Origin of the sequence: Azospirillum fermentarium, assembly GCF_025961205.1 — a bacterium.
GTDB lineage: Bacteria > Pseudomonadota > Alphaproteobacteria > Azospirillales > Azospirillaceae > Azospirillum > Azospirillum fermentarium.
Map to the genome: position 1 here is coordinate 2,818,904 of NZ_JAOQNH010000001.1, position 24,447 is coordinate 2,843,350.

A 24,447-nucleotide genomic window follows, 5' to 3' on the forward strand; every position below is an offset into this window, starting at 1 on the left:
CATTGTCAAGGGGTGCCCATGCCGCCCGCCACACTCGATTTCCTCACCCAGCCGGTCCCGGTGGTGCGCCGGTCCGGTCCCGGTCTGGCAACGCCGCTGACGATCACGGCGGATTACGACGACGACCCCGTGCTGGCCGTGCGGTTCGGGCACCCGCTGGCCGACATCGGTTTTCACTTTCTGCTGCGGGATGTTCTTCAGGCGGCGCTGGCCCCGCGGAACAACGCGGATTGGGTGCGGCGGCTGGCCACCCCGCCCACCCCGGCCGAGCTGGAAACGGCGCTGGCCCCCTACCGCGATGCCTTCATCATCGACCACCCGGTCCACCCGGCTTTGCAGGTGCGGCCCAGCGCCGAACGGCTGGCCGAGGCCGCGGCGGGCAAGCCGGCCAAGGGCAAGAAGCGCCCGGCCACCAAGCCCGCCGCCATCGACACCGGCAGCGATGACGAGGGGGAGGATCTTCCCGCCGGCCTGCAGCCCATCGCCACCCTGCTGCCCGACTGCCCGACGGGGGAGGCGGTGAAGCAGGATACCGATTTCTTCACCCGCCGCGGCGGGCTGACCGCCATCGGGGCGGGGGCCATTCTGCCGGTGCTCTACGCTCACATGGTGCTGTTTCCGCCGGGGGGCGGGGGTTATCTCGGCCTGCCCCACGGGGCCGACAGCATCAAATACCAGATGGCCGGCCACACCCTGTGGGAAAGCCTCTGGCTCAACGTGCTGACCCAGGAGGCCGAGGGCATGGGCGAATCCCCCTGGCCCGCCCCGGCGGACGCCAGCGTGTTCCCCTGGCTCGATCCCACGCTGGCGGCGATGCCGCTGGGGCGCAACGATGACGGGGCCGCCCGCGCGCTGGACCGCCCGCGCCTGCACCCGGCGCACATCCCCATGCCGCGGCGCTATCTGCTGATGCCCCCGGTGGCGGGGCGCTGCGGGCTGACCGGGCTGGAGGGGCCGGTGTTCACCGGCTACAGCCGCTGGCCCAAGGGGCTGGCTTATCAGCGGGTGGGGTGGTGGATGCCGTCGGTGTCGCGCATCGACGCCCCCGGCGATGCCGGCAAGCCCCCCGGCTTCGTCCGCGCCCAGGGGCCGCTGCGCTTCGACGACTGGCTGGAAACGGCGCTGTTCAAGGACAGCCCGCCGGAGGGGCGGAATTCGGCCCCGCGGCGGCTGTTGCCGCCCGTGCTGGCGCAGTTCCGCAGCGCCATGAGCACCCACCCCGCGGCCCTCACCGCCATCGCCCGGCGCCGCGGCGGCCCCCCCCCCCGCCGCCACCGCCCTGACCGGCAAGGGCGCGTTCCGCGTGTGCGCCACCGCCCAGTATTTCTACGGCAAGCCGGTGGGCGGCATGAGCCAGCGGGAAATGCCCGTGTCGCTGCTGCCCGCCCCGGATCTCGCGTGGATCGGCGCCACGGTGGCCGAGGCGCTGGCGACGGTGGCGGCGATGGCCGTCGCCCTGTACGGGTCCGCCGCGCGGGCCGCGGCCTTCGAACGGCCCAAACCCAACGGCAAGGCCGCCGACGGTGGTGGCGGCAAAAAGAAGAAAACCGCCGCCCTGGCCGCCCAGGTGCGCGATGGGCTGCTGGCCGACCTCGACGGGCTGGTGCTGGACGCCCCCGCCCGGCTGGCCCACGCCGCCGAACAGCCGGAGGAGGAGGAGCGGTGGAAGACCGCCGGCACCATCCAGGCCACGCTCCGCAAGGCCGCCTATGGCACCGCGCTGAGGCTGTTCGACCAGACCTTTCCCATCGACGGCACGCTGGGCACCGATGCGGCCTTGGCGCAGGAGCGCGCCGTCCTGGTCCGCCGCCTCAACGCCATCCTTCACCCCAAACCACCCAAACAGGGAGCGTCATGACTGACCCGACCGACGGCAGCGGCCCGGACGGCCCTGTCCCTCCCATCGCCCGCTGGCACGCCGACCTGCAAAAGCGCAAGGGCGACCGGGCCGCCCTGCGCCGCGCCCAGACCATCGACGAGGTCTATGTGGTCCCGTCGTTCCACACCCTGCTGCGCCGGCTGGGGTGGACGCTGAGCAGCCGGACCCCCGGCGACGATGAAATCGCGCGGCTGGCCATGGTGCTGGCCGATGTGGAGCACGACACCGGGCAGCCCAGCCCCCGCTGGGGCGACGCCCTGGGCCGGGCCTTCGGCACGCCCAGGAAGGATGTGCCCAAGGCCCATGTCAGCCACGCCCGCTTCCGCCAACTGGCGGCGACGGACGATCTGGACGAATTCGTCCGCCTGCTGCGGGGGGCGCTGCACCTGATCAAGCACGAGGCCCCCCTGCTGGATCTGGCCGAGGTGGTGCGGGCGTGGCACCACCCCGCCCGCCGCCAGCAGGTCCGCCGCACCCTGTTCCTCGCCTATTTCGAAACCGCCCCGGAGACGGAGACGACCGATGCCTGACACCCTGCCCCCGGCCCTGGCCGCCGACCTGATCCAGTTCCACGCGCTGACCGCCTTTCCCCCGCACAACGTCAACCGCGACGAGGACGGGCGGCCCAAGACCTGTCTGCTGGGCGGGGTGCTGCGCGGGCGCATCTCCAGCCAGGCCAAGAAGCGCGCCCTGCGCTTCGCCCCCCATTTCCCCCATACCCAGCGCGCCACCCGCACGCGCCGGGCGGGCCTTCTCAGCTACCGGCACTTGGCCGACGCCGGGGTGGCGGATCTGCCCGCGGTGTGGGCCGCCCTGACGGTCAATTACGCCACCGGCGGCACCTCCACCCCGCCCAAGAAGGAGGATGCGGAAAAGCTGCTCGGCGGCGGCAAGAAGCCGAAAAAGGGCAAGGCCGCCGCCGATGCGGAGGCCCCCGGTACGGCGGAGGCCGAGGCCGCCCCCCTGACCCGCGCCGATATCGAGCGCGCGTTGCGCACCGAACAGGGGCTGGTCATCAGCACCCGCGAATTCACCCGCATCCGCGAGGCCATGGCGGCGCTGGCCGAGGCGTGGCACCAGTCCCCCGCCACCTTCGACACCGTGCTGGCCGACTGGGTCAAGGGCGTGTGCAAGGACAAGCTGCTGACCCAGGCCGATCACGACCTGGACACCGCCCTGTTCGGGCGGATGGTCGCCACCGCCCCGGATTTCAACGTGGAAGCGGCCTGCGCCGTCGGCCACGCCTTCACCACCCACGCCTTTGTGACCGAGGGTGATTACTTCTCGGCGGGCGAGGAGCTGAACGAGCGCGGCGACACCGGGGCGGCGATCACCAGCTACGCCTTCTTCGGCGGCGGGGTCTATTACCAGCACGCGGTGCTGGACCGCGGCCACCTGCGCGAAACCCTGAGCGAAGGCCGCAGCGCGGACGAGGCGGAGCGCCTGACCGCCGAGGCGGTGGACGCCTTTCTCACCGGCCTGCTGTTCGCCCAGCCCAAGGGCAAGCGCAACAGCCACGCCAGCGACGTGGCCGCCAGCTATGTGCTGGTCACCCGCGGGGGCGACCCGGCGATGAATCTGGGGCTGGCCTTCCTCGATCCCGTGACGCGGACGGAAAAGGAGGATGTGATGCAGGCCTCCATCAAGCGGCTGACGCAGTTCCACACCGCGGCCCGCGGTTCCTATGACCTGTCCAACGCCGTGTGCGCCTTCAACGCCTATCCCGGTGCCCGCGCCGGCAACGCCCCGGCGGCGGGGGAGGTGTGGACGGTGGAGGAACTGCGCCGCTTCGTCCATCAGGGACCGGACGCGGGGGGACCGGGCGCATGACGGCCCCCCTTTCCCACCTGTGCTTCACCCTGGCAGCACCCTATGGCGCGTGGGGGGCGGCGTCGCAGCCGTCGGCCACCACCGCGTGGAAGGCGACGGAGCTTGATCCGTCCAAATCCGCCATCGTCGGTCTGTTGGGGGCGGCGCTGGGGATGGAGCGGGCGGGTCTGGGCCGGCTGGCGGAGCGGGTGCGGGTGGCGGTGCGCACCGTTCTGCGCCCCGTGCGCGACCCGCGGCCCGATTACCACACCATCAGCCGCGGCCACCGCCCGCCGGACCGCGACCGCTGGAGCCGGTTCGAGGAGTTGCGCCCCGCCCTGTCGGGGCAGGAGCACGCCGGCGCCCTGCTCTCGTCCCGCGAGTATTGGGCGTGCGGGGTGTGGACGGTGGCCCTGACCCCGGCGGCCCTGACCCCGGCAGACGGGACCGCGGGGGCGGAGGCCGCCGCCCTGCTGGACCGGCTGCACGCAGCGCTGCGGTCGCCGCGCTGGACGCTGTACGCCGGGCGCAAGGCCTGCACGCTGGGCCTGCCGCCGGCCCCGGCGGTGCTGGCCGCCGCCGGGCCGGTGGACGCGCTGAGCGCCTATGGCCTGCCGTGGGAGCGGACGGGGATGGACAAAGTGCTGGCCCCGCTGGCCCGGCTGAAGACCCGGCAAGGCGACGTGGAAACCCTGGCCTGGGATGAGGATTACCCCGGCGCCCCCACCCCCGCGGGTGATGGCGACGGCGGCAGCGGCGAAGGCGGCGGCGTGGTGGTGCAGCGGGTGTGGCGGCGCGACCAGCCCGACCCCGCACCGCTGCCGGGCGGGCGCGTCCACCCGCGTTATCACGGGCGCACGGAACGGCGCACCCGGTTTCCCGTGGTGGTGGATGCCGGCACGAACGCACAGGGGGGATCATGACCGCAACCTTGACGCACCCGCGGCCCGCCGCCACCCAGCCGGAAACGGGGGAGCCGTTGTGGGAAAGCCGGGTGGTTCTGGCCCCGCGCGACCCGCGGTCGCTGCTGGCGATTCTGGGATCGGACATGCGGCGCAGCGATGCCCAGTTCGCCCACCGCATGATCTGGACCCTGTTCCCCGGCCTGCCCGATGCCGAACGGCGGGGCCTGTTCCTCTATCATGTGGAGCGGACGCGGCCCCTGACCGCCATCCTGCGGTCCCGCCGCCCGCCGGAAGACGGGCTGGGCGGGGTGTGGCACATCGAAAAGACCCGCCCCTTCGCGCCCATGCTGCACGCCGGCCAGCGGCTGCGCTTCCGCCTGCGCGCGGTGGCCAGCCGGTGGGAACCGCAACCGGGGAAAAAGCGGGGCCGGCGGATGGACGTGGTTCATTTCGCCTGGAACCGCCTTCCCCCCGACGCCCGCACGCCGGAGATGGTGGAAGCGGCGGCGGAACGGGCGGCGCTGGAGTGGCTGGCCTGCCAGGGGGACCGCTGCGGCTTTTGCCCGATGGACGGGTCGGTGTCGGTCCTGGGCTATGACCTGACCCACCTGTGGCCCGAACGGCGGCGGGACCGGACGACGAAGGAGGAGATCTCCTTCGGCGCCCTGACCTATGAAGGGGTTTTGACGGTGACCGACCCCGCCGCGTTCCGCATCATGCTGGCCGACGGTCTGGGGGCGGCGCGGGCCTATGGCAACGGCCTGATGCAAATCGCCCCGGCCCCCTGACCACCCCCGGCCCGATGGGGATGCGCCCATCCCCCATCGGACCGGGTGCCGCGGGCGGCGCTATGCCGGGGGTGGTTGATGTGATACAGTAACGCCCGCACCGAATACCCGCCACTTCATCCCCCGACATCTTCCACGCCCCGGCGTTATGGGGATTGACTGGGGTGGTTATTGAACATCGTGAAAATTTTGCAGACCAGTGCAAGACTCTGGATAAAAGTACGTTGCAAAACAAGAGCCTGAAAGCACCCTTTCCCCTGCACGCGCAGGGATGAACCCCCCCCGCCGTCCGCCCTCGATGCCGCCCCCGTCTTTCCCCTGCACGCGCAGGGATGAACCCTGGTCACCAAGGGGGGAGGGCTTGCGCCCCCCCTTTCCCCTGCACGCGCAGGGATGAACCCAGGGTGGCGCGTCCGATTTCCACGGTATCAGGCTTTCCCCTGCACGCGCAGGGATGAACCCCGTCCCGGTTCAGCGGCTTTTGCCGGGACGGTCTTTCCCCTGCACGCGCAGGGATGAACCCTGATTGCAGGAGATGATGACCCATGACGAAGACTTTCCCCTGCACGCGCAGGGATGAACCCGTGTCGCCATACTCTAATATGCAACGCCATATCTTTCCCCTGCACGCGCAGGGATGAACCCACCCGGCAGAATGTGGAGCGTATGCGCCGCCCCTTTCCCCTGCACGCGCAGGGATGAACCCCACTTTCGCCCAGGTGATCGGCGGGCTGCTGGCTTTCCCCTGCACGCGCAGGGATGAACCCCGCGTGTCATAACGCTCGGTGTTCAGGTGAATCTTTCCCCTGCACGCGCAGGGATGAACCCGACAGTGACCAGAGAGCCGAACCGGCGCCGCACTTTCCCCTGCACGCGCAGGGATGAACCCCCCATCATCGGCGCTGTGCCCGATCAGCCCGACTTTCCCCTGCACGCGCAGGGATGAACCCCCTTCCGCTTGCGCACCCGCCCGCCGTCGAGTCTTTCCCCTGCACGCGCAGGGATGAACCCGGGGCGCTGATGGCGACCCTGACCTACATCGCCTTTCCCCTGCACGCGCAGGGATGAACCCGACGCCGAAGCCCGCCGCCGCGGCACCTCCCGCTTTCCCCTGCACGCGCAGGGATGAACCCAGCGGGGCCTCCACCCTTGGCCAGTCCACTCACTTTCCCCTGCACGCGCAGGGATGGACCCGCACAGCTCACCAGCTACATCGGCCAAGTCTCCTTTCCCCTGCACGCGCAGGGATGAACCCCTTCTCCCGCACAATTCCATTACGGAAAAACGCCTGCCTCCCGCCCGTGTGGGAATTCCACCGTCGATTTTTCCGGTTGCCTGCTCTACACCTTTTCCCGGAACCTCTTTTTCCATCGGAAGGTGTCCATATGCTCAAAGGGCGGCTTGGGCTGGACGAGGCCCGGATCCCGCAGAAATCACGCAACGGGCTGCTTTATGTGGAGCGGTGCCGGCTGACCATCGACAACGGCAGTCTGGTGCTGGCCTTCGACGACAAGGGGGAAGAGGTGGAATTGCCCTATCAGCGGTTGAACGCCGTTCTGATGGGGCCAGGCAGCAGCGTGACCCATGACGCCATGCGCCATTGTTCGGCCCACGGCACCTGTGTGGCGTTCGTCGGCACCGGCGGCACGCGGATCTACACCGCCCCGCCGGTGTTCGACCGCGACAGCACGCTGGCGCGGCAGCAGGCGGCGTGGTGGGCCTCGGAAACCACCCGGATCATGGTGGCAAAGCGCATGTACGCCAAACGGTTCGGGGAAACGCCGCGGGTCACCTCGCTGGACAGCCTGCGGGGGATGGAGGCGGCGCGGATCAAGCGCAGCTACGAACTGATCGCCGCCCAGGCCGGCATCGTGTGGAACGGGCGGCGGTTCGACCGCGCCAATCCGGGGGCCGCCGACCTGCCCAACCAGGCCATCAACCATGTGGTGACGGCGCTGGAATCCTGTGTCGCCATCGCGGTTCAGGCCACCGGCACCCTGCCCCCGCTGGGCTTTCTGCACGAGGACAGCGCCAAGAGCTGGATTCTCGACCTCTGCGACCTGTACCGCACCACGGTCACGGTGCCGCTGGCGTTCGGCTGCGTCAAGCGCGTGGAAGAGGGGGAGGCGGAAAGCCTGGACCGCCTGTGCCGCCGGGCGGTGTCGAAACACGTGCGCAAGAACGCCTTCGTGGACACCGTGATCGACGACATCCACGCGATGCTGTCCTGATGATCGTCATCTGCCTGTCGGGCACCCCCGACCGTTTCCACGGTTTTCTGCGCTCGGTGATGATGAACGTCCATCCCGGCGTGTACGTCAGCATGGATCTGGACGCCGGTTCCCGCGACCGCATCTGGGACATCCTGTCCCAGTGGTGGGAGGCCGATCCCCGCGGCATGGCCCTGATGATGCACCGGGACAAGGCCATGCCCATGGAACTGGCCCTGCGGTCCCTGGGCACCCCCAAACGCACCATCACCGGCTGCGACGGTCATTACGCCCTGGTGCGCAAAGCCCCGGAGGACGCGGCGGGTGACAATGCCCCAAACAAAGAAACCCCTTGATTCCACCAAAGGAATCAAGGGGTTCGATTGGTAGCAGCGGAGGGATTTGAACCCCCGACCAAGGGATTATGATTCCCCTGCTCTACCACTGAGCTACGCTGCCATCGTGGTGTGGGCGCAACTGATACTAAAGGGACCGGGGCGGCTTCAAGGGTTTTTTTTCATTCCGCCTGCGTCCCGGTGATCCACCCCCCGCCCAGCATCCGGTCGCCGGCATAAACCACGCACGCCTGTCCCGGCGCGATGCCGTAATGGGGCTGGTCCAACACCACCTCCGCCGTGCGGCCGGGGCCAAGGCCGATCACCGCGTCCGCCGCCGGCTGGGCCGAGCGCAGCTTGACCGACACCGCCAAACCCTGCCCGTCCGCCAGGGCCGGGCCGATCCAGTTCATGCCGCGCACCAGAACCCGGCGGCGGCCCAGGGCGTCGCGCGGGCCGACAATCACCCGGCGGGTGGCGGCGTCCAGCCGGATGACGTAGAGCGGTTCGCCCCCGTCGCCCTTCTGCCCGCCGATGCCCAGCCCTTTGCGCTGGCCCACCGTGTAGTGGATGATGCCGTCGTGGCGGCCCAGAACCCGCCCGTCCAGATGCACGATGTCCCCCGGCTCCACCCCGCCGGGGCGCAGCTTCGCCACCAGATCGGCGTAGGAACCGGCGGGCACGAAGCAGATGTCCTGGCTGTCGGGCTTGTCGGCCACCGCCAGACCGAACCGCTCGGCCAGCGCCCGCGTCGCGCTCTTGGGCAGGCCGCCCAGGGGGAAGCGCAGGAAATCCAACTGCTCGCGGGTGGTGGCGAACAGGAAATAGCTCTGGTCGCGTCCGGGGTCGGCGCCGCGGTGCAGCTCCGGCCCGTCCGCCCCCATGGCCCGGCGCACGTAATGGCCGGTGGCCAGCGCGTCCGCACCCAGATCGCGGGCGGTGGACAAGAGGTCGCGGAACTTGACCGTCTGGTTGCAGCGCACGCAGGGGATCGGGGTTTCGCCGCGCAGATAGGTGTCGGCGAAATCCTCGATCACCTCCTGCCCGAACCGGCTTTCGTAATCGAGCACGTAGTGGGGGATGCCGATGCGGTCGGCCACCTGGCGCGCGTCATAGATGTCCTGGCCGGCGCAGCAGGTGCCGGGGCGCTGGACCGCCAGACCGTGGTCGTAAAGCTGAAGGGTGATGCCCACCACATCGTACCCCTCCTCCCGCAGCAGGGCGGCGGTGACGGAGGAATCCACGCCCCCCGACATGGCGACCACCACGCGGGTTTCGTGCGGGGGCTTGGGCAGGCCCAGGCTGTTCAGTCCGGTATCGCTTGGATGACTTCCACTCATGGCGCCACAATATGGAACGGGGCGCCCCGGCGGCAAGCACCGCCCGGACGCCCCATGCCGGTATCCTTGCTGAAACGGGTCAGACGGAAACGGTCACTTGCCCGCGTTGCGCGCGCCGGCGGGCAGGCGCACGGTCAGACCGTCCAGTTCCTCGGTCATGATGATCTGGCAGCCCAGGCGCGAGGTCTTGGACAGGCCGAAGGCCAGATCCAGCATGTCCTCTTCATCTTCCGACGCTTCGGCCAGAACGTCGTACCAGTCGGGTTCGACGATGATGTGGCAGGTCGAGCAGGCCAGCGACCCCTCGCACGCCCCTTCCAGGTCCAGGCCGTGCTTGTGCGCGATTTCCAGCACGGACAGGCCGAGGGGGGCGTCCACCTCGCGGCGGGTGCCGTCGGTCTCGATGAAGGTCATCTTGGGCATGAAACGCAAACTCCCTAATGCGCGTCTTGAAAACGGAACGGATGATGGGGTCAGGGCGGCGGGGCACTGCCGGACCGGCGGGCCAGCGCGGCGGCGGTGACGGCCTCCAGCGCCTCCAGCCGTGCCAGCAGCCGGGCGGCGGCGCCGGTCCGGCCGTGGCGGAAGGCATCGGCCAGCGCGCGGATCCCCTCTTCGGTCAGACGGGCGGCCTCGGCGGCCACCTGATCCACCGCAGCGGCCCCGCCGGAAGCCAGGGATGCCGCCAGGGATGCCGTGTCGGGGTCGCGGGCGGGGTCGGCGGGCAGCAGATCCACCCCCGCCCGCCGCAGCAGGGTGCGGGCCCGCTGCAGCGGGTCGTGCAGCGTGGCGTGGGCCTGGGCCATCGCCTCGGCCTGGGCGCGGGCGTTGGCCTGCTGGCGGGGGCCGCGGGCGGCGAAACGGGCGGGGTCGAGCGCGCGGGTGAAGCCGGCCAACTGCCGCCCCAGCACCGCAAGGTCGAGGTCGAAGTGCTGCTCCACCCCCAGCCGGGTGAACGGGTCCAGGGCACGCGGCGGCAGCACCGCCCCGCACCCGTGACAGAACAGCGCGCGCGCACCCACATCCTGCCCGCACTGCCAGCAGGGCTGCAGGCCGCCGTCGATGGCGCCCGCGATGCCGTGCGGGTGCGGGCCGTTACCGCCGCTGGGGCCGTCGCTGGTGGGGGTCATGGCTGTTGTTCGCTTCCGGCCGCGCGCCAAATCGTTGGTAAAACTGACAATCACCATCGCCCCGCTCTCGGCGAGGTGCCGGAAAACGGGGCATGGGACACGGGCGGGTCATACCGGGTGCCGGGCGGCAAAGCAACGGGTTAAACCGCCGCAAGCGCCGGCACCAGCCGCCGGGCCATGGCGGCCCAGGCGGTGACGAAACGGTCAACGTCCGCCGCCGTGCTGTTCCACCCCAGGCTGACGCGGATGACGGAACCGGCCACGTCCTCCGGCTCCCCCATGGCTTCCAGCACGTGGGACGGACGCACCTTGCCGCTGGAGCACGCCGCCCCGGCGCTGACCGACACCCCGGCCAGATCCAGCGCCATCACCTGCGTCTCCCCCGCCACGCCGGGCAGGGCCAGACAGGTGACGTTGCCGGCCCGCGGGGCGCCCATGCCCATCACCCGCACCCCCGGCACCGCGGCCAGCGCCCGACGTTCCAGCCCGTCGCGCAGGGCGGCGAGATCCGGCCCCGGCGCGTCCAGGGCCGCGGCGGCGGCGGCGCCGAAACCGGCAATGCCGACCAGATTTTCCGTGCCGGCGCGGCGCCAGCGCTCCTGCCCGCCGCCGCGGATCAGCGGGTCGGGGTGGCACCCCTCCGCCACCACCAGCGCGCCGCAGCCGGCGGGGCCGCCCAGCTTGTGGGCCGACAGGCTGAGCAGGTCCACGCCCAGCGCCGCCCGGTCCAGCGGCACCCGCCCCGCCCCCTGCACCGCGTCGCAATGGACGATGGCGCCGCGGGCGCGGGCCAGACGCGCCACCTCCGCCACCGGCTGGATCACGCCGGTTTCGTTGTTGACCAGCATCACCGACACCAGCGCCGGCCCCTGCCCCTCGGCCAGCAGCCGTTCCAGGGCGGCCAGATCCACCACGCCGGTGCGGTCCACCGGGATGCGCGCCGCCGCCGGGGCCGCGGCCAGCACCGATTCATGCTCCACCGCCGACACGATCAGGCGCCGCCCGGCAAAGCCACGCAGCGCCAGATTGTTCGCTTCGGTCCCGCCGGCGGTGAACACCACCTCCGCCGGGGTGGCGCCGGCCAGCCGGGCCACCTGGCGCCGCGCCTCGTCCACCGCGCGGCGGACGGTGCGGCCGTCGGTGTGGACCGACGACGGGTTGCCGGTCAGGTCCAGCGCCTCCGCCATCGCCCCGCGCACGGCCGGGCGCAGGGGCGACGAGGCGTTGTGGTCGAGATAGGAGCGGCGTCCGGCGGCGGCCACGGTCATTCCGCCGCGACGGCGGCGCCGTCACCCGCCTCGCCCTCGCCCGTCAGATGGACCAGGGTCGCCATGCTGGTGCCGATGATCCGCCGTTCCACCACGTCGGCCACGGTGACCGACGACAGATAAATGTGGATCTGGTTGCCCAACTCCTCCCACAGGTCGTGGGTCAGGCAGCGGGACCGGTTGGTGCGGCAGCCCTGGGGCGTGACGTTGGAACAGCGGGTGGTGCGAATCGGTTCGTCCACCGCCAGGATGATGTCGGAAATGCGGGTGGCGTCCGCCGGATGGGCCAGCAGATAGCCGCCGCCGGGGCCGCGCACGCTCTTGACCAGCCCGCCCTTGCGCAGCTTGGCGAAGAGCTGCTCCAGATAGGAGAGGGAGATTTCCTGCCGCTCGGCGATGTCGGCCAGGGCCACCGGGTTGCCCTTGCTGGTGGAAGCCAGATCGACCATGGCCATCACGGCGTAACGTCCCTTCGTGCTCAGCCTCATCGCTCTGCTCCCTCCGTTCGTGCCGCGTCCGTGGCGGCCTGCGTCTTTGCAATCATGATCCGGTCACCCGGCGGCGGCATCCGCCTCAACACGCCGCGGCGTCCACCGGGCGGCGCTGGGGGGTATCCCCTTCCCCCACCCCGTTTCCGGGGCCCTGGGGCACATGGGCGGGGTGCGGGGCGACCAGCGCGTCGGCCTGGGCCGCTTCCAGCTCGCCCACCCGCTGGCGCAGGCCGTGCACCTGTTCCAGCAGGCTGGACAGCGCGCGGGCCACCGGGTCGGGAATGTCGCCGCACGGCGTGCCATAGGGCAGGAAATCGCGGGTGGCCACTTTGGGCGTCACCACCTTGGCCGGGATGCCGACCACCGTCGCCCCGTCGGGCACGTCGGCCACCACCACCGCGTTCGATCCCACCCGCGCGCCGTCGCCGACCGTGATGGCGCCCAGCACCTTGGCGCCCGCGCCGACGATCACGCCGTTGCCCAGCGTGGGATGCCGCTTGCCCTGGTGCAGCGCCGTGCCGCCCAGGGTCACCCCGTGGTACAGCATCACGTCGTCGCCGATCACCGCCGTCTCGCCGATCACCACGCCCATGCCGTGGTCGATGAAGAAGCCGCGCCCGATGGTGGCGCCGGGATGGATTTCGATGCCGGTCAGGGTGCGCGCCGCCTGCGATACCAGACGGCCCGGCAGCTTCCATCCCCGCCGCCACAGAGCGTTCGCCACCCGGTGCGCCAGCAAAGCATGAAGGCCCGGATAACACAGCAGCACCTCGATCCGCGACCGGGCCGCGGGATCGCGGGCCATGATACCGTCGATTTCCTGACGAAGATGCTTGAACACCCGCGGACCCATCATGGTATAGTTCGCGCCCCGGTGGGCTTTCTTCCCGACAGCCGCGGTTTCGCCGTCTTTGCCTTGGCAGAAAAACGGGTGAATGCGGGTGCGGCGGGAGGTGCCCCGGATGGCTTAACGACGCATATATGATGACCAAGCAAAACGGTCAAGTATTCAGTTCACAAAAAACATGGCCTCTGCCGGCGGCCCGCATTTGCTTGTCAGCCGCATCACCCGCCGCTTATGGTGCGGCCACGGGCCGGGGTCCGGTTCCGCATTCGTCCTTCGTGTCTTTCCGGGAACGCAAGCGCCATGCCTGAAGTGATCATCAACGGCCCGGCAGGCCGGCTGGAAGGCCGCTACACCCCCGGCAAGGAAGCGAATGCCCCCGTCGCGCTGCTGCTCCACCCCCACCCGCACCACGGGGGCAGCATGAGCAACAAGGTGGTGTTCACCCTGGGGCAGTCGTTTATCAAACGCGGATACGCCACGCTGCGCTTCAACTTCCGCGGGGTGGGCCGCAGCCAGGGCAGCTTCGACAAGGGGGAAGGGGAACTGGCCGATGCGGCGGCGGCCCTGGATTGGCTGCAGAACATCAACCCCAACGCGGCGCTGTGCTGGATCGGGGGTGTGTCGTTCGGGGCGTGGATCGGGATGCAGCTTCTGATGCGCCGGCCCGAGATCGACGGGTTCATTTCGGTGTCGCCCCCGGCGGGCAAGTTCGATTTCTCCTTCCTGGCCCCCTGCCCGTCGTCGGGCCTGATCGTTCACGGGGACCGGGACGAAGCCGTTCCGCAGACGGCCATTTTGAAACTGGTCACCAAGCTGTCCAATCAGAAGGACATCCGCATCGACCACCGCATCGTGCCCGAGGCCAACCATTTCTTCGTCAACCGCACCGACGAACTGGCCCGCGAGGTGGATGATTACCTGGACAGGGCCCTGGGCAACCCGCTGGAAACGGTGGCGGGGTAAATCTCCGGTCATTGTGGAACGGTAAGAACACAGATTTGAATGCAAAAGTATTCATTTGGTATTTATTGACGTTCCATATGTGCATTTCCTAGCATCGGTTCAACCAAGAAGGAGAACCGGATGCTGCCCAAGATCACACCCTCGCGCCGTACCTTTCTCATGGGCCTCGGCCGCTTCGCCGTCGCGGCCGAGGTGGCACGGCACCTGCCGTCTACGGCATTTGCCGCCGAGGGATATTGTCCGCCGCCATCGGCCTGGACCGATCTGGCGAAACAGGTCAGCGGTGGCGTGCTGCGGCCCGACGATCCGTTCTACGCCGACGTCTGCCGGCCCAACAATCTGCGCTACGCCGCCAACCTGCCCGCCGGCATCGCCCGCTGCGTCACCGATGCGGATGTGCAGGCGTGCATCGCGTGGGTGAAGAAGCTGGGCATCCCCTTTGCCGTGCGCTCGGGCGGGCACAATTACGCCGGCTATTCCACCACCGGCGGCCTGTTGATCGACATGTCCCGGATGGTGGGGGCGACGGTGGGCAAGGATGGGCTGGTCACCATCCGGGGCGGCGTGCTCAATTCCTATGTCTACACCCAGATGGAACGGCTGGGCCGCACCGTCACCCACGGGCGGTGCGACAGCGTGGGCGCCGCCGGCTTCCTGCTGGGCGGCGGCATCGGGTTCAACATGCGCAAGTTCGGCATGGGGTCGGATCTGCTGCGCGCCACCACCATCGTCACCGCCGATGGCGAGGTGCGCCCGGTGTCGGGCGAGGATAAGCTGTTCTGGGCGTCGCGGGGCGGCGGCGGGGGTAATTTCGGGATCAACACCTCGTTCACCCTGCAGACCTACCCCATCGAAAAAGTGACGGTGTTCAAGATCACCTGGACCACCAGTCTGGAAAAGGTGCTGCTGACCCTGCTGAAGCGTCTGGCCGAGGCGCCGGACGATTTCGGCAGCAAGATCAGCGTGACCATCCCCAGCCTGTCCGAACGCTGCGCCGGGGTGAAGCCGGAAATCTCCATCCTGGGCCAGTTGCACCCGTCCAAGGTCACGCTGAAGGACATCTTCGGGGATACGTGGGAGATGGCCGCCACCCGCGACGTGCGCGAGGATGTGGATTACTGGCCGGCGCAGGATTTCCTGCTGGAAACCACCTATCCCTATTATTATCAGGAAAAATCCAGCTACGTCACCGCCGCCGGGATCAATGAAGAGGCGGTGGCGGCGATGTTCGACTGGGCGGCGAAGATGCCGGCCACCTCGCTGCCGTCGGCGTTCAAGTTCTTCCAGGTGGGCGGTGCGGTCAACAAGACCAGCCCCACGGCCACCGCCTATGTCCACCGCGGCTACGACTGGCTGTTCAGCATCGAGGCGAATTGGTGGCGGCCCACGGATTCCGTGCCGCTGGTGGACGCGGCACTCGACTGGCAGCAGGGGTTCTACGCCGACGCCAACCGCCGGATGAAGGCGGCGGGCGCGTTCCAGAACTTCCCCGACCCGTCGCTGGCCGATTGGCAGTCGGCCTATTACGGCGAGAATTACCGCACGCTGACCGAGGTGAAGAAGGCCGTCGATCCCACCATGCTGTTCACCTTCCCCCAGGCGATCAAGCCGGCGTAAGCCGTCAGAACAGACTGAGTTGCTGCGTGCGCCGCCGTTTGCGCGCCACCGAACCGCCGTCCCGGCACAACTCTGCCGGGACCGCGGCCAGGAACGGCGACGGCGCCAGAGTCCGCACCGCCCCCCGCCACACCCGTTCCCCCGCGCGGGTCAGGAACAGCCGGTCGCGGGCGCGGGTGACGGCCACGTAGAACAGCCGGCGTTCCTCGGCCAGCGTGGCCTCGTCCGGTTCCGCGTCCCACGAAAACGGCATCAGGCCGGATTCCAGCCCGGCGACGAAGACGTTGGCGAATTCCAGCCCCTTGGCCGCGTGCATGGTCAGCAGCGACACCCGGTCGGCGCGGGCGTCGTGGAAATCGGCCTCGGTGGACAGCGCCACCGCGTCGCGCAGGCGGGCGGGGTCGCCGGCCACCGTGTCCGACGCGGCCAGGGCGGTCAGCCAGCCCGCGGCCTCCGCCACCGCCGCCGGGTCGGCGCCCTCCCCCCGCGCACGTTCCGCCGCCGCCGTCACCCGCGCGGCGAGATCCGCGCCCTCGGCCCCGTCCAGGGCGCCCAGCACCGCCCGCACGCCGGGGTGGCCGGCGATGGCGGCGGGGGAGCTTTTGCGGAACGGAATGCCGGCCCGGTCGAACGCCGCGCGGAAGGCCGCGGCCTGGGCATCGGTGCGGTAGAGCACGGCGCAGTCGCCGAAGCCCAGCGCCCCGCGGCTGGACCGGGTGCGGTTGGCGGCCAGCATGTCATGCCCGCCCAGCAGGTCTTCGATGGCGGCGGCGGCGAAGTCCGCCTCCGCCGCCTCGTCTCCTGCGGCGTGGACCGTCACCGGCTCCCCCATCGCCCGCGTGATGCCGTCGGCGGCGGCGCCGATCACCGCGGCAGCCGCCGTTACGATCGTCCCCGACGAGCGGTAGTTGCGTGACAGGCACAACATCGGGGCCGCCGGGTAATCGGCGGCGAAGCGCTGGAAGCACGCCGCGTCGGCGCCGCGGAAGCCATAGATGGCCTGATGCGGGTCGCCGATCACGCACAGGTTCCCCCCATCCCCCGCCAGCCGGCGCAGCAGGCGGTATTGCTGCTCGTCCACGTCCTGAAACTCGTCGGCCAGGATGTGGGAGAAACGGTCCCGCCACACGGCGGCGACGTCGGGGTGGGTGTCGAGCAGGTCCGCCGCCAGCACCACCAGATCGTCGAAATCCACTCATCCCTGGTCCCGCCCGGCGCGGTCCAGGGCGGTGCGGGCCGCGGTCTCCTCGTCCGTGCCCGTGCCGCCGGTGCGTTTGAGTGACGCGGTTGTACGCCTCGGCCACCGCTTTCGACGCGACCCCGGTGCCGACGATTTCCGACAGGATTTCCGGCAGGGGCACCAGGCTGGTCACCGGCCCGGCGGTGGGCGGCGGCACCGGCACATCGCGGTCGGCCAGCATCTCCACCCGGTGGGCCACGCCCACGGTGACGCGGGTGCCGCACACGGGGCACAGCCCGCCCAGCGCCAGCGTTTCCTTCGGGTCCAGCCGCACGCCGCAGGTGCGGTGCCCGTCCATATGGTATTTGCCCTCTTCGGGGAAGAATTCGACGGTGCCGCCGTACCCCTCCCCGCTTTCCAGCGCCCGGCGCATGGCGGCATAGCCGGGGTCGCCCAGAAAGCGCGTGGTCTCCCGCCCCAGCTTGGCCGGGGAATGGGCGTCGGAGTTGGACACCAGCCGGTAACGGTCCAGCGACGACACCCGCCAGTTCATGGCCGGGTCCGACGACAGCCCGGTTTCCACCGCGAAGATGTGACCGGCCAGATCGCCATAACACTCCGCCACGGAATCGAACCCCGACTGCGACCCCAGCACCGCGAACCACGGCGTCCAGATGTGGGCGGGGACAAGGTAGGAATCCGGCCCCGATTCCAGCGTGATCTCCAGCAGATCGCGGGAATCCAGCCCCAGGATGGGCCGCCCGTCCGACGCAATGTTGCCGATGCGCGCCAGACTGGCCGACAGCCGCACGGCGGCATCCAGATCGGCGGCGTAGACCAGATGATGGATCTTCCGGGTCTTGTCGCCCTTCTTGTAGATGGTGGAGATTTCGGTGGAGAGCATGAACGACACCGGGCGCCGGCACGTCTCGGGCAGCGTCTCCCACACCCGCCGTTCCAGATCGGGTTTCAGGCGGTAGAGCCCGTTGCCCTCCGCCACCAGCGTGTCACGGATTTCCGCCTGCCACGCCGGGTGGACGCAATCGCCGGTGGCCACCACCCGGATGCCCTTGCGCGCCGCCCACCACGCCAGATGCTCCAGATCCAGATCACGGCTGGTGGCGCGGGACAGGCGGGAATGGACGTGCAGGTCGGCGTGAAAGATCATCGGCGGGGCCTCGGTGCGGCGTCGGGTGGTCCATCATACCGGCAGTGTGACCGTCCGCTCCACCCCGATGGCGGTGAGAAAGGCCGGGTCGTGGCTGACCACCAGCAGCGCGCCGTCGAAGCCGGCCAAGGCATCCTCCAGCACCTCGATGGATGGCACGTCCAGATGGTTGGTGGGCTCGTCCAGCATCAGCAGCCATGGCGGCCGCTCCCCCGCCAGCGTGGCGGCCAGCCCGGCGCGCAGCCGCTCGCCGCCCGACAGGCAGCCCACCGGCTGCAAGGCGTCGTGGTTGCGGAAGGCGAAACGGGCGCAGGCGGCATAGGCCCCCCGCTCGTCCAGCGCCGGGTTGATCCGGCGGACATTATCCAGAACGCTGGCCCCATGGTCCAGCAGCGCCCCGTGCTGGTCGAGCAGCGCCACCCGCCCGCCGGGCCGGGACACGGTGCCGCCGCCGCGCGCCAGATCCCCCGCCGCCACCCGCAACAGGGTGGATTTGCCGGCACCGTTGGGGCCGGCAATGGCAACCCGTTCCGGCCCGCGCACCCGCAGCGTCCACGGCCCCAGGGTGCGGGCGCCCACGGTCACCGTCACCCCGTCCATGTCCAGCACCACGGCGGCGGCGGGCAGGCCGGTGGGCGGCAGGGCGATGGTCAGGGGGGTCAGCACCTCCACCCGCCCGCGGGCGGCGGCCAGCCGGGCTTCGGCCTCCCCCACCAGCCGTTCGTTCAGGCGGTGGCGCTGGCCGCCGCTGTTTTCCGCCCGCTCCGCCTGACGGCCCAGCAGGATCTTCGGTTCCGATTTGCGGGCGGCGAAGGCGCGCCCGGCCCGGTCGCGGCGGTCCTTGGCCTCGCGCTGGCGTTGGGCTTCCTGCTGCACCATGCGCAGGCCGGCGTGCGACCGCTCCAGATCACGGGCGGCGGCGTCGCGCTCCGCATCGCGCACGGCGGCGAAGGCCGACCACCCGCCGCCGACGATCCGCACCCCGATAGGGGTCAGTTCGACGATGCGGTCCATCGCTTCCAGCAGCGTGCGGTCATGGCTGGCGACGACGGCGCCGCCCGGCCAGCCCCGGATCAGGTCCATGACCGCCGCCCGCCCCGCCGCGTCCAGATTGTTGGTGGGTTCGTCCAGCAGCAGCAGGTCCGGCGCATCCAGCAGCAACCGGGCGATGCCGGCGCGCGTGCGCTCCCCACCGCTCAGGCTGCCCATCAGCCGGTTGAACGGCATGCCGGGCAGCCCGGCATCGGCCAGCGCCTGAAGCGCGCGGGCTTCGATGGTCCAGTCGGCGGCGGCGAAATCCGCGTCCCCGCCGGTCCCGGCCATGATGCGGTCCATGGCGGTCAGGATGGGGGCGATGCCCAGCGCCTCGGCCACCGTCAGATGCTCCGGCCACGCCTGTGCCAGAGAACCGATGCGCGCGCACCGGATGACGGTGCCGCCCGCCGGTTCGCGCGTGCCGGCGATGATGGCGAGCAGCGTCGATTTGCCGGCGCCGTTGCGGCCCACCAACCCGATGCGCTCCCGCCCGACGGACAAGGTGAGGTTTGAAAAGAGGCGCTCCCCGTCAGGGGTGACGGCGGAAACGGAATCGAGCGTGAGATATGCGGTCATGACGTGCCATGGAATCGAACGAACCGAGGGTGATGCCGGTGTTCGTTTCCATGTCCATGACACGTGTCTCCTGACTTTGGTCTCTGCGATGCTCCCTATCGTCGGATGATACCGGCGATAGGGGCGGTTTCACTCCGCTCCGCCGTGGCCGTGGCGGTCCCGCTCATTCCAGCGGACAGCGGCATAGCCCAGCGCCACGACGATGGCGGGCATGATGATGTAGGCCAGAACCCACATGCTGTTCATTTTAACCCTCCCAAGGTCCGCCGAGCAAAGCAATGCAGCGTTACCGCTGCGCCCAGCCACACCGAGCTTCCGATCCCCAACGCCAAGGACGATACGGGGACCGTCCCCATACCATATAGGAACGCGGCGGCAGGACCAACAACACCAACGGCGACACACGCCGTCGAAGCGCGGTCCAAAGCATTGGCAAGCAGCTTCACGCGCTCATTATGGATCAGGCTCATGTCTGCCGGGCTCCTGGCCCTGTCAGACCCAGACCCAGGTCCACTTCACGACCTGTCCCAACGCTGTGGAGATCGTGATAGGCAGGGAGCACCCGTCTAAGGATGCGTTGTGGATCAACGTCTTACGGGAGAGAGTGGCGGAGCGGGGGGGATTCGAACCCCCGGTACGGTTTAACCCGTACGACAGTTTAGCAAACTGCTGGTTTAAGCCACTCACCCACCGCTCCGCCGGGGTACGCCGCGAACCGCAGCGTTGTGGTGGACGTGTTTCTAGCGGGGCCGCCCACCCTTGTCAATCACCAAGGATGCGGGAAACCCATACAAGCCCGACCTTTTCTTCCCGCTGACCACTGTGGAGAATCTGTGACAAAAACGCATAAAATTTTATATACATTTTAGATCCAGCGCGCTATGATACCCCCATCAACAGTAGGGACCACTCAAACACGGTCGGGGAGACGGATCATGACGATATCCAAGCGCTGCATCGAAACGCTGATCGACCTTGCCGAAATCAAGCTGAGCTGCATGGACGTCACCGACGCCGAGGACCGGCGCGAACGCGAGCTGCTGGAACGCTGCATCGCCGAGTTGAAGGCGGAAGCCTCGGGCGCCAACGGCTCGTTGCTCGCCATGTCCGGCAGCGGACCCAAGCGCCGCGGCCGCCGGCCCAAGCACCTGCAATACCACGAACTCCACGCCGCCTGAGACATACACGGCCAGCGTCTTACCCGGCGCCCGTCTCCACCGCCATCGGGCTGCCGCCCGGTGGAAGAGCCGCGGCCAGGGGGGCCGACCGCGGCAGGGTCAGGCGGAAGCGCGTGCCCTCCCCCTCGTGGGACTCCACGGCGATGCGCCCGCCCAACACCTGGGTCATGGTGTTGAACACGATGTGAAGCCCCAGCCCCGATCCCCCTTCCCCCCGCTTGGTGGTGAAGAAGGGGTCGAAGATGCGGGGCAGAACGTCGGCGGGGATGCCCTTGCCGGTGTCTTCGAACAGGATTTCCACCTGTTCGCCGCCGATGCGGGCGGCGCGGATGGTGATCGTGCCCTGCCTGCCGCCCTCCGGTCCGGCTTCGCCGAATCCGTGGATCACGGCGTTGATGGTCAGGTTGCTCAGCACCTGCGACAGGGCGCCGGGGTAGCTGTCCATGGCGATCCCCTCGGGGCACTCCACCGACACCGCCACCTGCGTGCGCTTCAGCCGCGGGCGCAGGCTGAACAGGATCTCGTTGATGTAGGAGCCGAGGTCGAACGGCCGGCGGTCGCCGGAGCTTTGGTCCACCGCCACCTGCTTGAAGCTCTGCACCAGTTCCGCCGCCCGGTTGATGTTGGCGACCAAGAGGCGCGTGCCCTCGTTCACCCGGCCCAGATAGGCGGCCAGATCGGTCTTGCGCAGGGTATTGCCGGCGAACAATCCCTGGATGCGGTCGGTTTCCTCCGCAATATGGGTGGCGGCGGTCAGGCCGATGCCGACGGGCGTGTTGATCTCGTGCGCCACCCCCGCCACCAGTTGGCCCAGCGATGCCATGGTTTCCGCCTGGATCAGGCTGTTCTGGGCGATGCGCAGGTCGGTCAGCGCGCGTTCGGCCTCGTCACGGGCGGCGCGCATGGCCGCCTCGGCCAGCTTGCGGTCGGTGATGTCGTAGAGCCACGTCAGCAGCGCGCGTTCGCCGTCGAAGTCGATCTCGCTCCACGACGACAGCACCCACACCACGGTGCCGTCGGGGCGGCGGAACGCCACCTCCGCATCGCGGAACGAGCCCGCGGCCTCCAGCCGGCGGATCAGCCGGTTGCGGTCCTCGGGGTTGACGTACCATTCCGCCGCCGAATCGGCGAGAAGCTCGTCAGGCCGCCGCCCGAAGATGGTGGCGCTGTGGGCGTTGCAGAACAGCCACCGCCCGTCCGCCCGCCGGGTGATGTTGACCGAGATGGGGGCCGCCTCCAGAATCGCCAGCAGCCGTTCGCGGCTGGCGCGCAGTTCCTCGTCCCGGCGGCGGCGGTCGGCGATGTCGGTCATGATGCCGACGTACCGCACCACGTCCCCTTCGCCGTCGCGGATCACCCGGCCCTTGTCCTCGATCCACAGCCACGACCCGTCTTCCCGGCACAGGCGGTACACGATGTCATAGGTGGAGCAGCGCCCGTTCAGGCAATCCTCCACACTGGTCATCACCATGGGGCGGTCGTCGGGATGCAGCCGCGATTCCCAGAAGTCCGCCGGCATGTCCGGTTTTTCGCGGTAGCCCAGCATGCGCCAGAAGCTGTCGGACCACCAGCAGGTGCCGGCGGGGATGTCGGCGTCCCACACCGCGGAATTGGTCACCTCCAGCGCCAGTTCCAGCCGTTCGGCCAGATCGCGCATCTCGGCGTCGGCGGCCAGTTGCCGGGTCAGGTCGCGGATCCAGGAAATGTGATAGGGGTCTTTGCCGCGGCCGATGACGAACGACGCCATCGACCCGGTGTAGATCTCGCCGTTGCCCTTGCGCAGCAGCACGGTTTCACCGTCGATGGTGCCGTCGCGGTAGAGCCGCTCCACATAGCGTTCGCGGTCGTCGGGGTTGGCGTAGAGGGAAATGACGCCGCCGGTGGCGAACGTCTGGTCCTGGGCCTTGAAAAAGGCCAGCGCACGGGTGTTGCGGTACAGGTTGCGCCCGGCGCGGGTGTTGATGATCACGCCGATGGGGGCGGTATCGAGAATGCGGTGGAGATGGCCGGTCAACACCCGCCGCAACGGATAACGGCGGCCCAGCAGGAAACCCGCCGCAAGACCGAAGGCCAACGCCAGAACAGCGGTGATAATAGAGTTTACGAACATTCACCCTCCCGCCAGCACCCCATGGATACCGACGCAAGGGAGGATTTCCAACCTCTTTATCAGCAGAAACGGCCAAAGCCCACACGCTGAGAGCTTTGGCCGCATCCCTTTAGCCTTTCAGCTTTTTCGTCAGGATTTCATTGACCAGCGCCGGGTTCGCCTTGCCCTGCGTGGCCTTCATCACCTGACCGACGAAGAAGCCGAACAGCTTGTCCTTGCCGCTGCGGAATTCCTCGACCTTGCCGGCGTTGGCGGCCAGCACCGCGTCGATGGCGCCCTCGATCGCCCCGGTGTCGGTGACCTGGCGCAGCCCCTTCTTCTCCACGATGTCGGCGGGCTTCTCACCCGTCTCGAACATGGTCTCGAACACCTCCTTGGCGATGCGGCCGGAGATGGTGTCGTCGGCAATCAGGTCGATCAGCCCGCCCAGGTTTTCCGCCGAAACGGGGCTGTCCTCGATCTCCTTGCCGGCCTTGTTCAGATAGCCGAACAGGTCGCCGGTGACCCAGTTGGCGGCGATCTTGGGATCGCGGCCCTTGGCCACCGTCTCGAAATAATCGGCGCGCGCCTTCTCGTTCACCAGCACGCCGGCGTCATAGGCCGACAGCTTGTAATCCTCGATGAAGCGGGCCTTCTTCTCGTCGGGCAGTTCGGGCAGGGTCTTCCTGATGTCCTCGACCCAATCGGGGTCCAGTTCCAGCGGCAGCAGGTCGGGATCGGGGAAGTAGCGGTAGTCGTGCGCCTCTTCCTTCGACCGCATGGAGCGGGTGACCAGCTTGGTGGTGTCCCACAGCCGGGTTTCCTGCACGATGGTGCCGCCCTCCTCCAGCACCTCGACCTGACGCTGCGCCTCGTACTCGATGGCGGCGATGACGAAGCGGATGGAGTTGACGTTCTTGATCTCGCAGCGGGTGCCGAACGGCGCCCCCGGACGGCGCACCGACACGTTGCAGTCGCAGCGCATGGAGCCTTCCTCCATGTTGCCGTCGCACGAGCCGATGTAGCGCAGGATCGAGCGCAGCTTGCGCAGATAGGCCCCCGCCTCTTCCGCCGACCGCAGGTCGGGTTCGGAAACGATTTCCATCAGCGCGACACCGGCCCGGTTCAGGTCGATGTAGCTCTTGGCCGGGTGCTGGTCGTGCAGCGACTTGCCGGCGTCCTGTTCCAGATGCAGCCGGGTGATGCCGACGGTGCGCGACGTGCCGTCGGGCATGTCGAGCACCAGCTTGCCCTCGCCCACGATGGGCTGCTGGTACTGGCTGATCTGATAGCCGGACGGCAGGTCGGCGTAGAAATAGTTCTTCCGGTCGAAGACGGAGTGATGGTTGATCTTCGCCTTCAGCCCCAGCCCGGTGCGCACCGCCTGCTCGACGCAGTATTCGTTGATGACGGGCAGCATTCCGGGAAAGGCCGCGTCAACGAAACTGACCTGGCTGTTGGGTTCGGCCCCGAAGGCGGTGGCCGCCCCGGAAAACAGCTTCGCGTTGGACGTGATCTGGGCATGGACTTCCAGCCCGATCACGATTTCCCAGTCGCCCGTTTCGCCCTGAATGTAGCTCATCGATCCGCTCTCATAGATCCCAGAAGGGATGCAAGGGCTGCCGCCCTTGCCGGGGGG

23 protein-coding genes, 2 tRNA genes, 2 pseudogenes and 1 CRISPR repeat array are annotated in these 24,447 nt (G+C 69.1%); of the genes and pseudogenes, 12 read left to right on the top strand and 15 right to left on the bottom strand.

Translation table 11 applies throughout. The features are described from left to right. Positions 1 to 18 precede the first annotated feature (18 nt). Positions 19 to 948 (top strand): annotated as a pseudogene (locus M2352_RS26585) (type I-E CRISPR-associated protein Cse1/CasA); the annotation flags it as partial. A 50-nt stretch (positions 949 to 998) separates the two neighbouring features. Here M2352_RS26585 and M2352_RS13160 read toward each other — a convergent pair. After that, the gene (locus M2352_RS13160) at positions 999 to 1,208 is read right to left on the bottom strand and encodes a hypothetical protein (protein WP_264664932.1); all 210 of its coding nucleotides are present in this window, start codon (positions 1,206 to 1,208) and stop codon (positions 999 to 1,001) included. A 95-nt stretch (positions 1,209 to 1,303) separates the two neighbouring features. Between M2352_RS13160 and M2352_RS13165 the strand changes: the two genes are divergently transcribed. The 7 genes from M2352_RS13165 to cas2e all read left to right on the top strand — a co-directional run bounded on the left by M2352_RS13165 (position 1,304) and on the right by cas2e (position 7,947). Beyond that, complete coding sequence (locus tag M2352_RS13165) at positions 1,304 to 1,858, top strand: hypothetical protein (protein ID WP_264664933.1); 555 nt, start codon at positions 1,304 to 1,306, stop codon at positions 1,856 to 1,858. After that, the gene (casB, locus tag M2352_RS13170; protein WP_264664934.1) at positions 1,855 to 2,409 is read left to right on the top strand and encodes a type I-E CRISPR-associated protein Cse2/CasB; all 555 of its coding nucleotides are present in this window, start codon (positions 1,855 to 1,857) and stop codon (positions 2,407 to 2,409) included. Before M2352_RS13165 ends, casB begins: the two co-directional genes overlap by 4 nt. Further along, entirely contained in the window at positions 2,402 to 3,709 is a 1,308-nt protein-coding gene (locus tag M2352_RS13175; protein ID WP_264664935.1) for a type I-E CRISPR-associated protein Cas7/Cse4/CasC, read from the top strand. Before casB ends, M2352_RS13175 begins: the two co-directional genes overlap by 8 nt. Further along, positions 3,706 to 4,611, top strand: a complete 906-nt coding sequence (cas5e, locus tag M2352_RS13180) for a type I-E CRISPR-associated protein Cas5/CasD (protein ID WP_264664936.1) — start codon at positions 3,706 to 3,708, stop codon at positions 4,609 to 4,611. The genes M2352_RS13175 and cas5e overlap by 4 nt, the downstream gene beginning before the upstream one ends. Continuing rightward, on the top strand, positions 4,608 to 5,381 hold the full coding sequence (gene cas6e / locus M2352_RS13185) for a type I-E CRISPR-associated protein Cas6/Cse3/CasE (protein ID WP_264664937.1): 774 nt from the start codon (positions 4,608 to 4,610) through the stop codon (positions 5,379 to 5,381). The genes cas5e and cas6e overlap by 4 nt, the downstream gene beginning before the upstream one ends. Positions 5,382 to 5,631: 250 nt before the next feature. After that, a CRISPR array of direct repeats spans positions 5,632 to 6,636; the repeat unit is 29 nt; unit sequence CTTTCCCCTGCACGCGCAGGGATGAACCC. Between the two features lie 130 nt (positions 6,637 to 6,766). After that, a complete protein-coding gene (gene cas1e, locus M2352_RS13190; protein ID WP_264664938.1) occupies positions 6,767 to 7,612 on the top strand; it encodes a type I-E CRISPR-associated endonuclease Cas1e in 846 nt (281 codons plus the stop codon). Next, a complete protein-coding gene (cas2e, locus tag M2352_RS13195; RefSeq protein ID WP_264664939.1) occupies positions 7,612 to 7,947 on the top strand; it encodes a type I-E CRISPR-associated endoribonuclease Cas2e in 336 nt (111 codons plus the stop codon). The genes cas1e and cas2e overlap by 1 nt, the downstream gene beginning before the upstream one ends. A 28-nt stretch (positions 7,948 to 7,975) precedes the next feature. Here cas2e and M2352_RS13200 read toward each other — a convergent pair. From M2352_RS13200 to cysE, 7 genes are all read right to left on the bottom strand, one after another. Continuing rightward, a tRNA-Met gene (locus tag M2352_RS13200) sits at positions 7,976 to 8,050 on the bottom strand. 58 nt (positions 8,051 to 8,108) lie between these two features. Then, positions 8,109 to 9,236: a tRNA 2-thiouridine(34) synthase MnmA gene (gene mnmA, locus M2352_RS13205; protein WP_264665362.1), complete on the bottom strand. Its 1,128-nt coding sequence runs from the start codon at positions 9,234 to 9,236 to the stop codon at positions 8,109 to 8,111. A 123-nt stretch (positions 9,237 to 9,359) separates the two neighbouring features. After that, positions 9,360 to 9,689 carry a ferredoxin family 2Fe-2S iron-sulfur cluster binding protein gene (locus tag M2352_RS13210; RefSeq protein WP_264664940.1) on the bottom strand — a complete coding sequence of 110 codons (330 nt, stop codon included), beginning with the start codon at positions 9,687 to 9,689 and terminating at the stop codon, positions 9,360 to 9,362. Positions 9,690 to 9,739: 50 nt separating this feature from the next. Next, positions 9,740 to 10,396, bottom strand: coding sequence for a molecular chaperone DnaJ (locus M2352_RS13215; protein ID WP_264664941.1), 657 nt, complete (start codon positions 10,394 to 10,396; stop codon positions 9,740 to 9,742). Between the two features lie 140 nt (positions 10,397 to 10,536). Then, on the bottom strand, positions 10,537 to 11,664 hold the full coding sequence (locus M2352_RS13220; RefSeq protein ID WP_264664942.1) for a cysteine desulfurase family protein: 1,128 nt from the start codon (positions 11,662 to 11,664) through the stop codon (positions 10,537 to 10,539). After that, positions 11,661 to 12,152, bottom strand: coding sequence for an Rrf2 family transcriptional regulator (locus tag M2352_RS13225; RefSeq protein ID WP_264664943.1), 492 nt, complete (start codon positions 12,150 to 12,152; stop codon positions 11,661 to 11,663). The genes M2352_RS13220 and M2352_RS13225 overlap by 4 nt, the downstream gene beginning before the upstream one ends. An 85-nt stretch (positions 12,153 to 12,237) precedes the next feature. Then, the gene (cysE, locus tag M2352_RS13230) at positions 12,238 to 13,011 is read right to left on the bottom strand and encodes a serine O-acetyltransferase (protein WP_264664944.1); all 774 of its coding nucleotides are present in this window, start codon (positions 13,009 to 13,011) and stop codon (positions 12,238 to 12,240) included. Between the two features lie 291 nt (positions 13,012 to 13,302). Here cysE and M2352_RS13235 point away from each other — a divergent pair, with 291 nt between their 5' ends. Both M2352_RS13235 and M2352_RS13240 read left to right on the top strand, forming a co-directional pair. Then, entirely contained in the window at positions 13,303 to 13,965 is a 663-nt protein-coding gene (locus M2352_RS13235; RefSeq protein ID WP_264664945.1) for an alpha/beta hydrolase, read from the top strand. A 120-nt stretch (positions 13,966 to 14,085) separates the two neighbouring features. Next, positions 14,086 to 15,582: an FAD-binding oxidoreductase gene (locus M2352_RS13240; protein ID WP_264664946.1), complete on the top strand. Its 1,497-nt coding sequence runs from the start codon at positions 14,086 to 14,088 to the stop codon at positions 15,580 to 15,582. A gap of 4 nt (positions 15,583 to 15,586) precedes the next feature. Here the strand turns inward: M2352_RS13240 and M2352_RS13245 are convergent, their stop codons facing one another. Continuing rightward, positions 15,587 to 16,450, bottom strand: coding sequence for a 3'-5' exonuclease (locus tag M2352_RS13245; protein WP_264664947.1), 864 nt, complete (start codon positions 16,448 to 16,450; stop codon positions 15,587 to 15,589). Positions 16,451 to 16,579: 129 nt separating this feature from the next. Then, positions 16,580 to 16,777: pseudogene (locus M2352_RS26590) on the bottom strand (UvrD-helicase domain-containing protein); the annotation flags it as partial. Between the two features lie 83 nt (positions 16,778 to 16,860). On the opposite strand from M2352_RS26590, the gene M2352_RS26595 reads away from it, so the two are divergent. After that, entirely contained in the window at positions 16,861 to 17,205 is a 345-nt protein-coding gene (locus tag M2352_RS26595) for a hypothetical protein (protein WP_406567253.1), read from the top strand. A 758-nt stretch (positions 17,206 to 17,963) separates the two neighbouring features. On the opposite strand, the gene M2352_RS13250 is transcribed toward M2352_RS26595, so the two are convergent. The 3 genes from M2352_RS13250 to M2352_RS13260 form a co-directional block, all read right to left on the bottom strand. Continuing rightward, a complete protein-coding gene (locus tag M2352_RS13250; protein WP_264664948.1) occupies positions 17,964 to 19,541 on the bottom strand; it encodes an ABC-F family ATP-binding cassette domain-containing protein in 1,578 nt (525 codons plus the stop codon). A gap of 242 nt (positions 19,542 to 19,783) precedes the next feature. Beyond that, on the bottom strand, positions 19,784 to 20,011 hold the full coding sequence (locus tag M2352_RS13255) for a hypothetical protein (RefSeq protein WP_264664949.1): 228 nt from the start codon (positions 20,009 to 20,011) through the stop codon (positions 19,784 to 19,786). Positions 20,012 to 20,146: 135 nt separating this feature from the next. Further along, positions 20,147 to 20,238, bottom strand: a tRNA-Ser gene (locus M2352_RS13260). 238 nt (positions 20,239 to 20,476) lie between these two features. Between M2352_RS13260 and M2352_RS13265 the strand changes: the two genes are divergently transcribed. Further along, complete coding sequence (locus tag M2352_RS13265; protein WP_264664950.1) at positions 20,477 to 20,719, top strand: hypothetical protein; 243 nt, start codon at positions 20,477 to 20,479, stop codon at positions 20,717 to 20,719. A gap of 19 nt (positions 20,720 to 20,738) precedes the next feature. On the opposite strand, the gene M2352_RS13270 is transcribed toward M2352_RS13265, so the two are convergent. Beyond that, complete coding sequence (locus M2352_RS13270; protein WP_264664951.1) at positions 20,739 to 22,829, bottom strand: PAS domain-containing protein; 2,091 nt, start codon at positions 22,827 to 22,829, stop codon at positions 20,739 to 20,741. A 109-nt stretch (positions 22,830 to 22,938) separates the two neighbouring features. Beyond that, positions 22,939 to 24,390, bottom strand: a complete 1,452-nt coding sequence (gatB, locus tag M2352_RS13275) for an Asp-tRNA(Asn)/Glu-tRNA(Gln) amidotransferase subunit GatB (RefSeq protein ID WP_264664952.1) — start codon at positions 24,388 to 24,390, stop codon at positions 22,939 to 22,941. Positions 24,391 to 24,447: the final 57 nt, after the last annotated feature.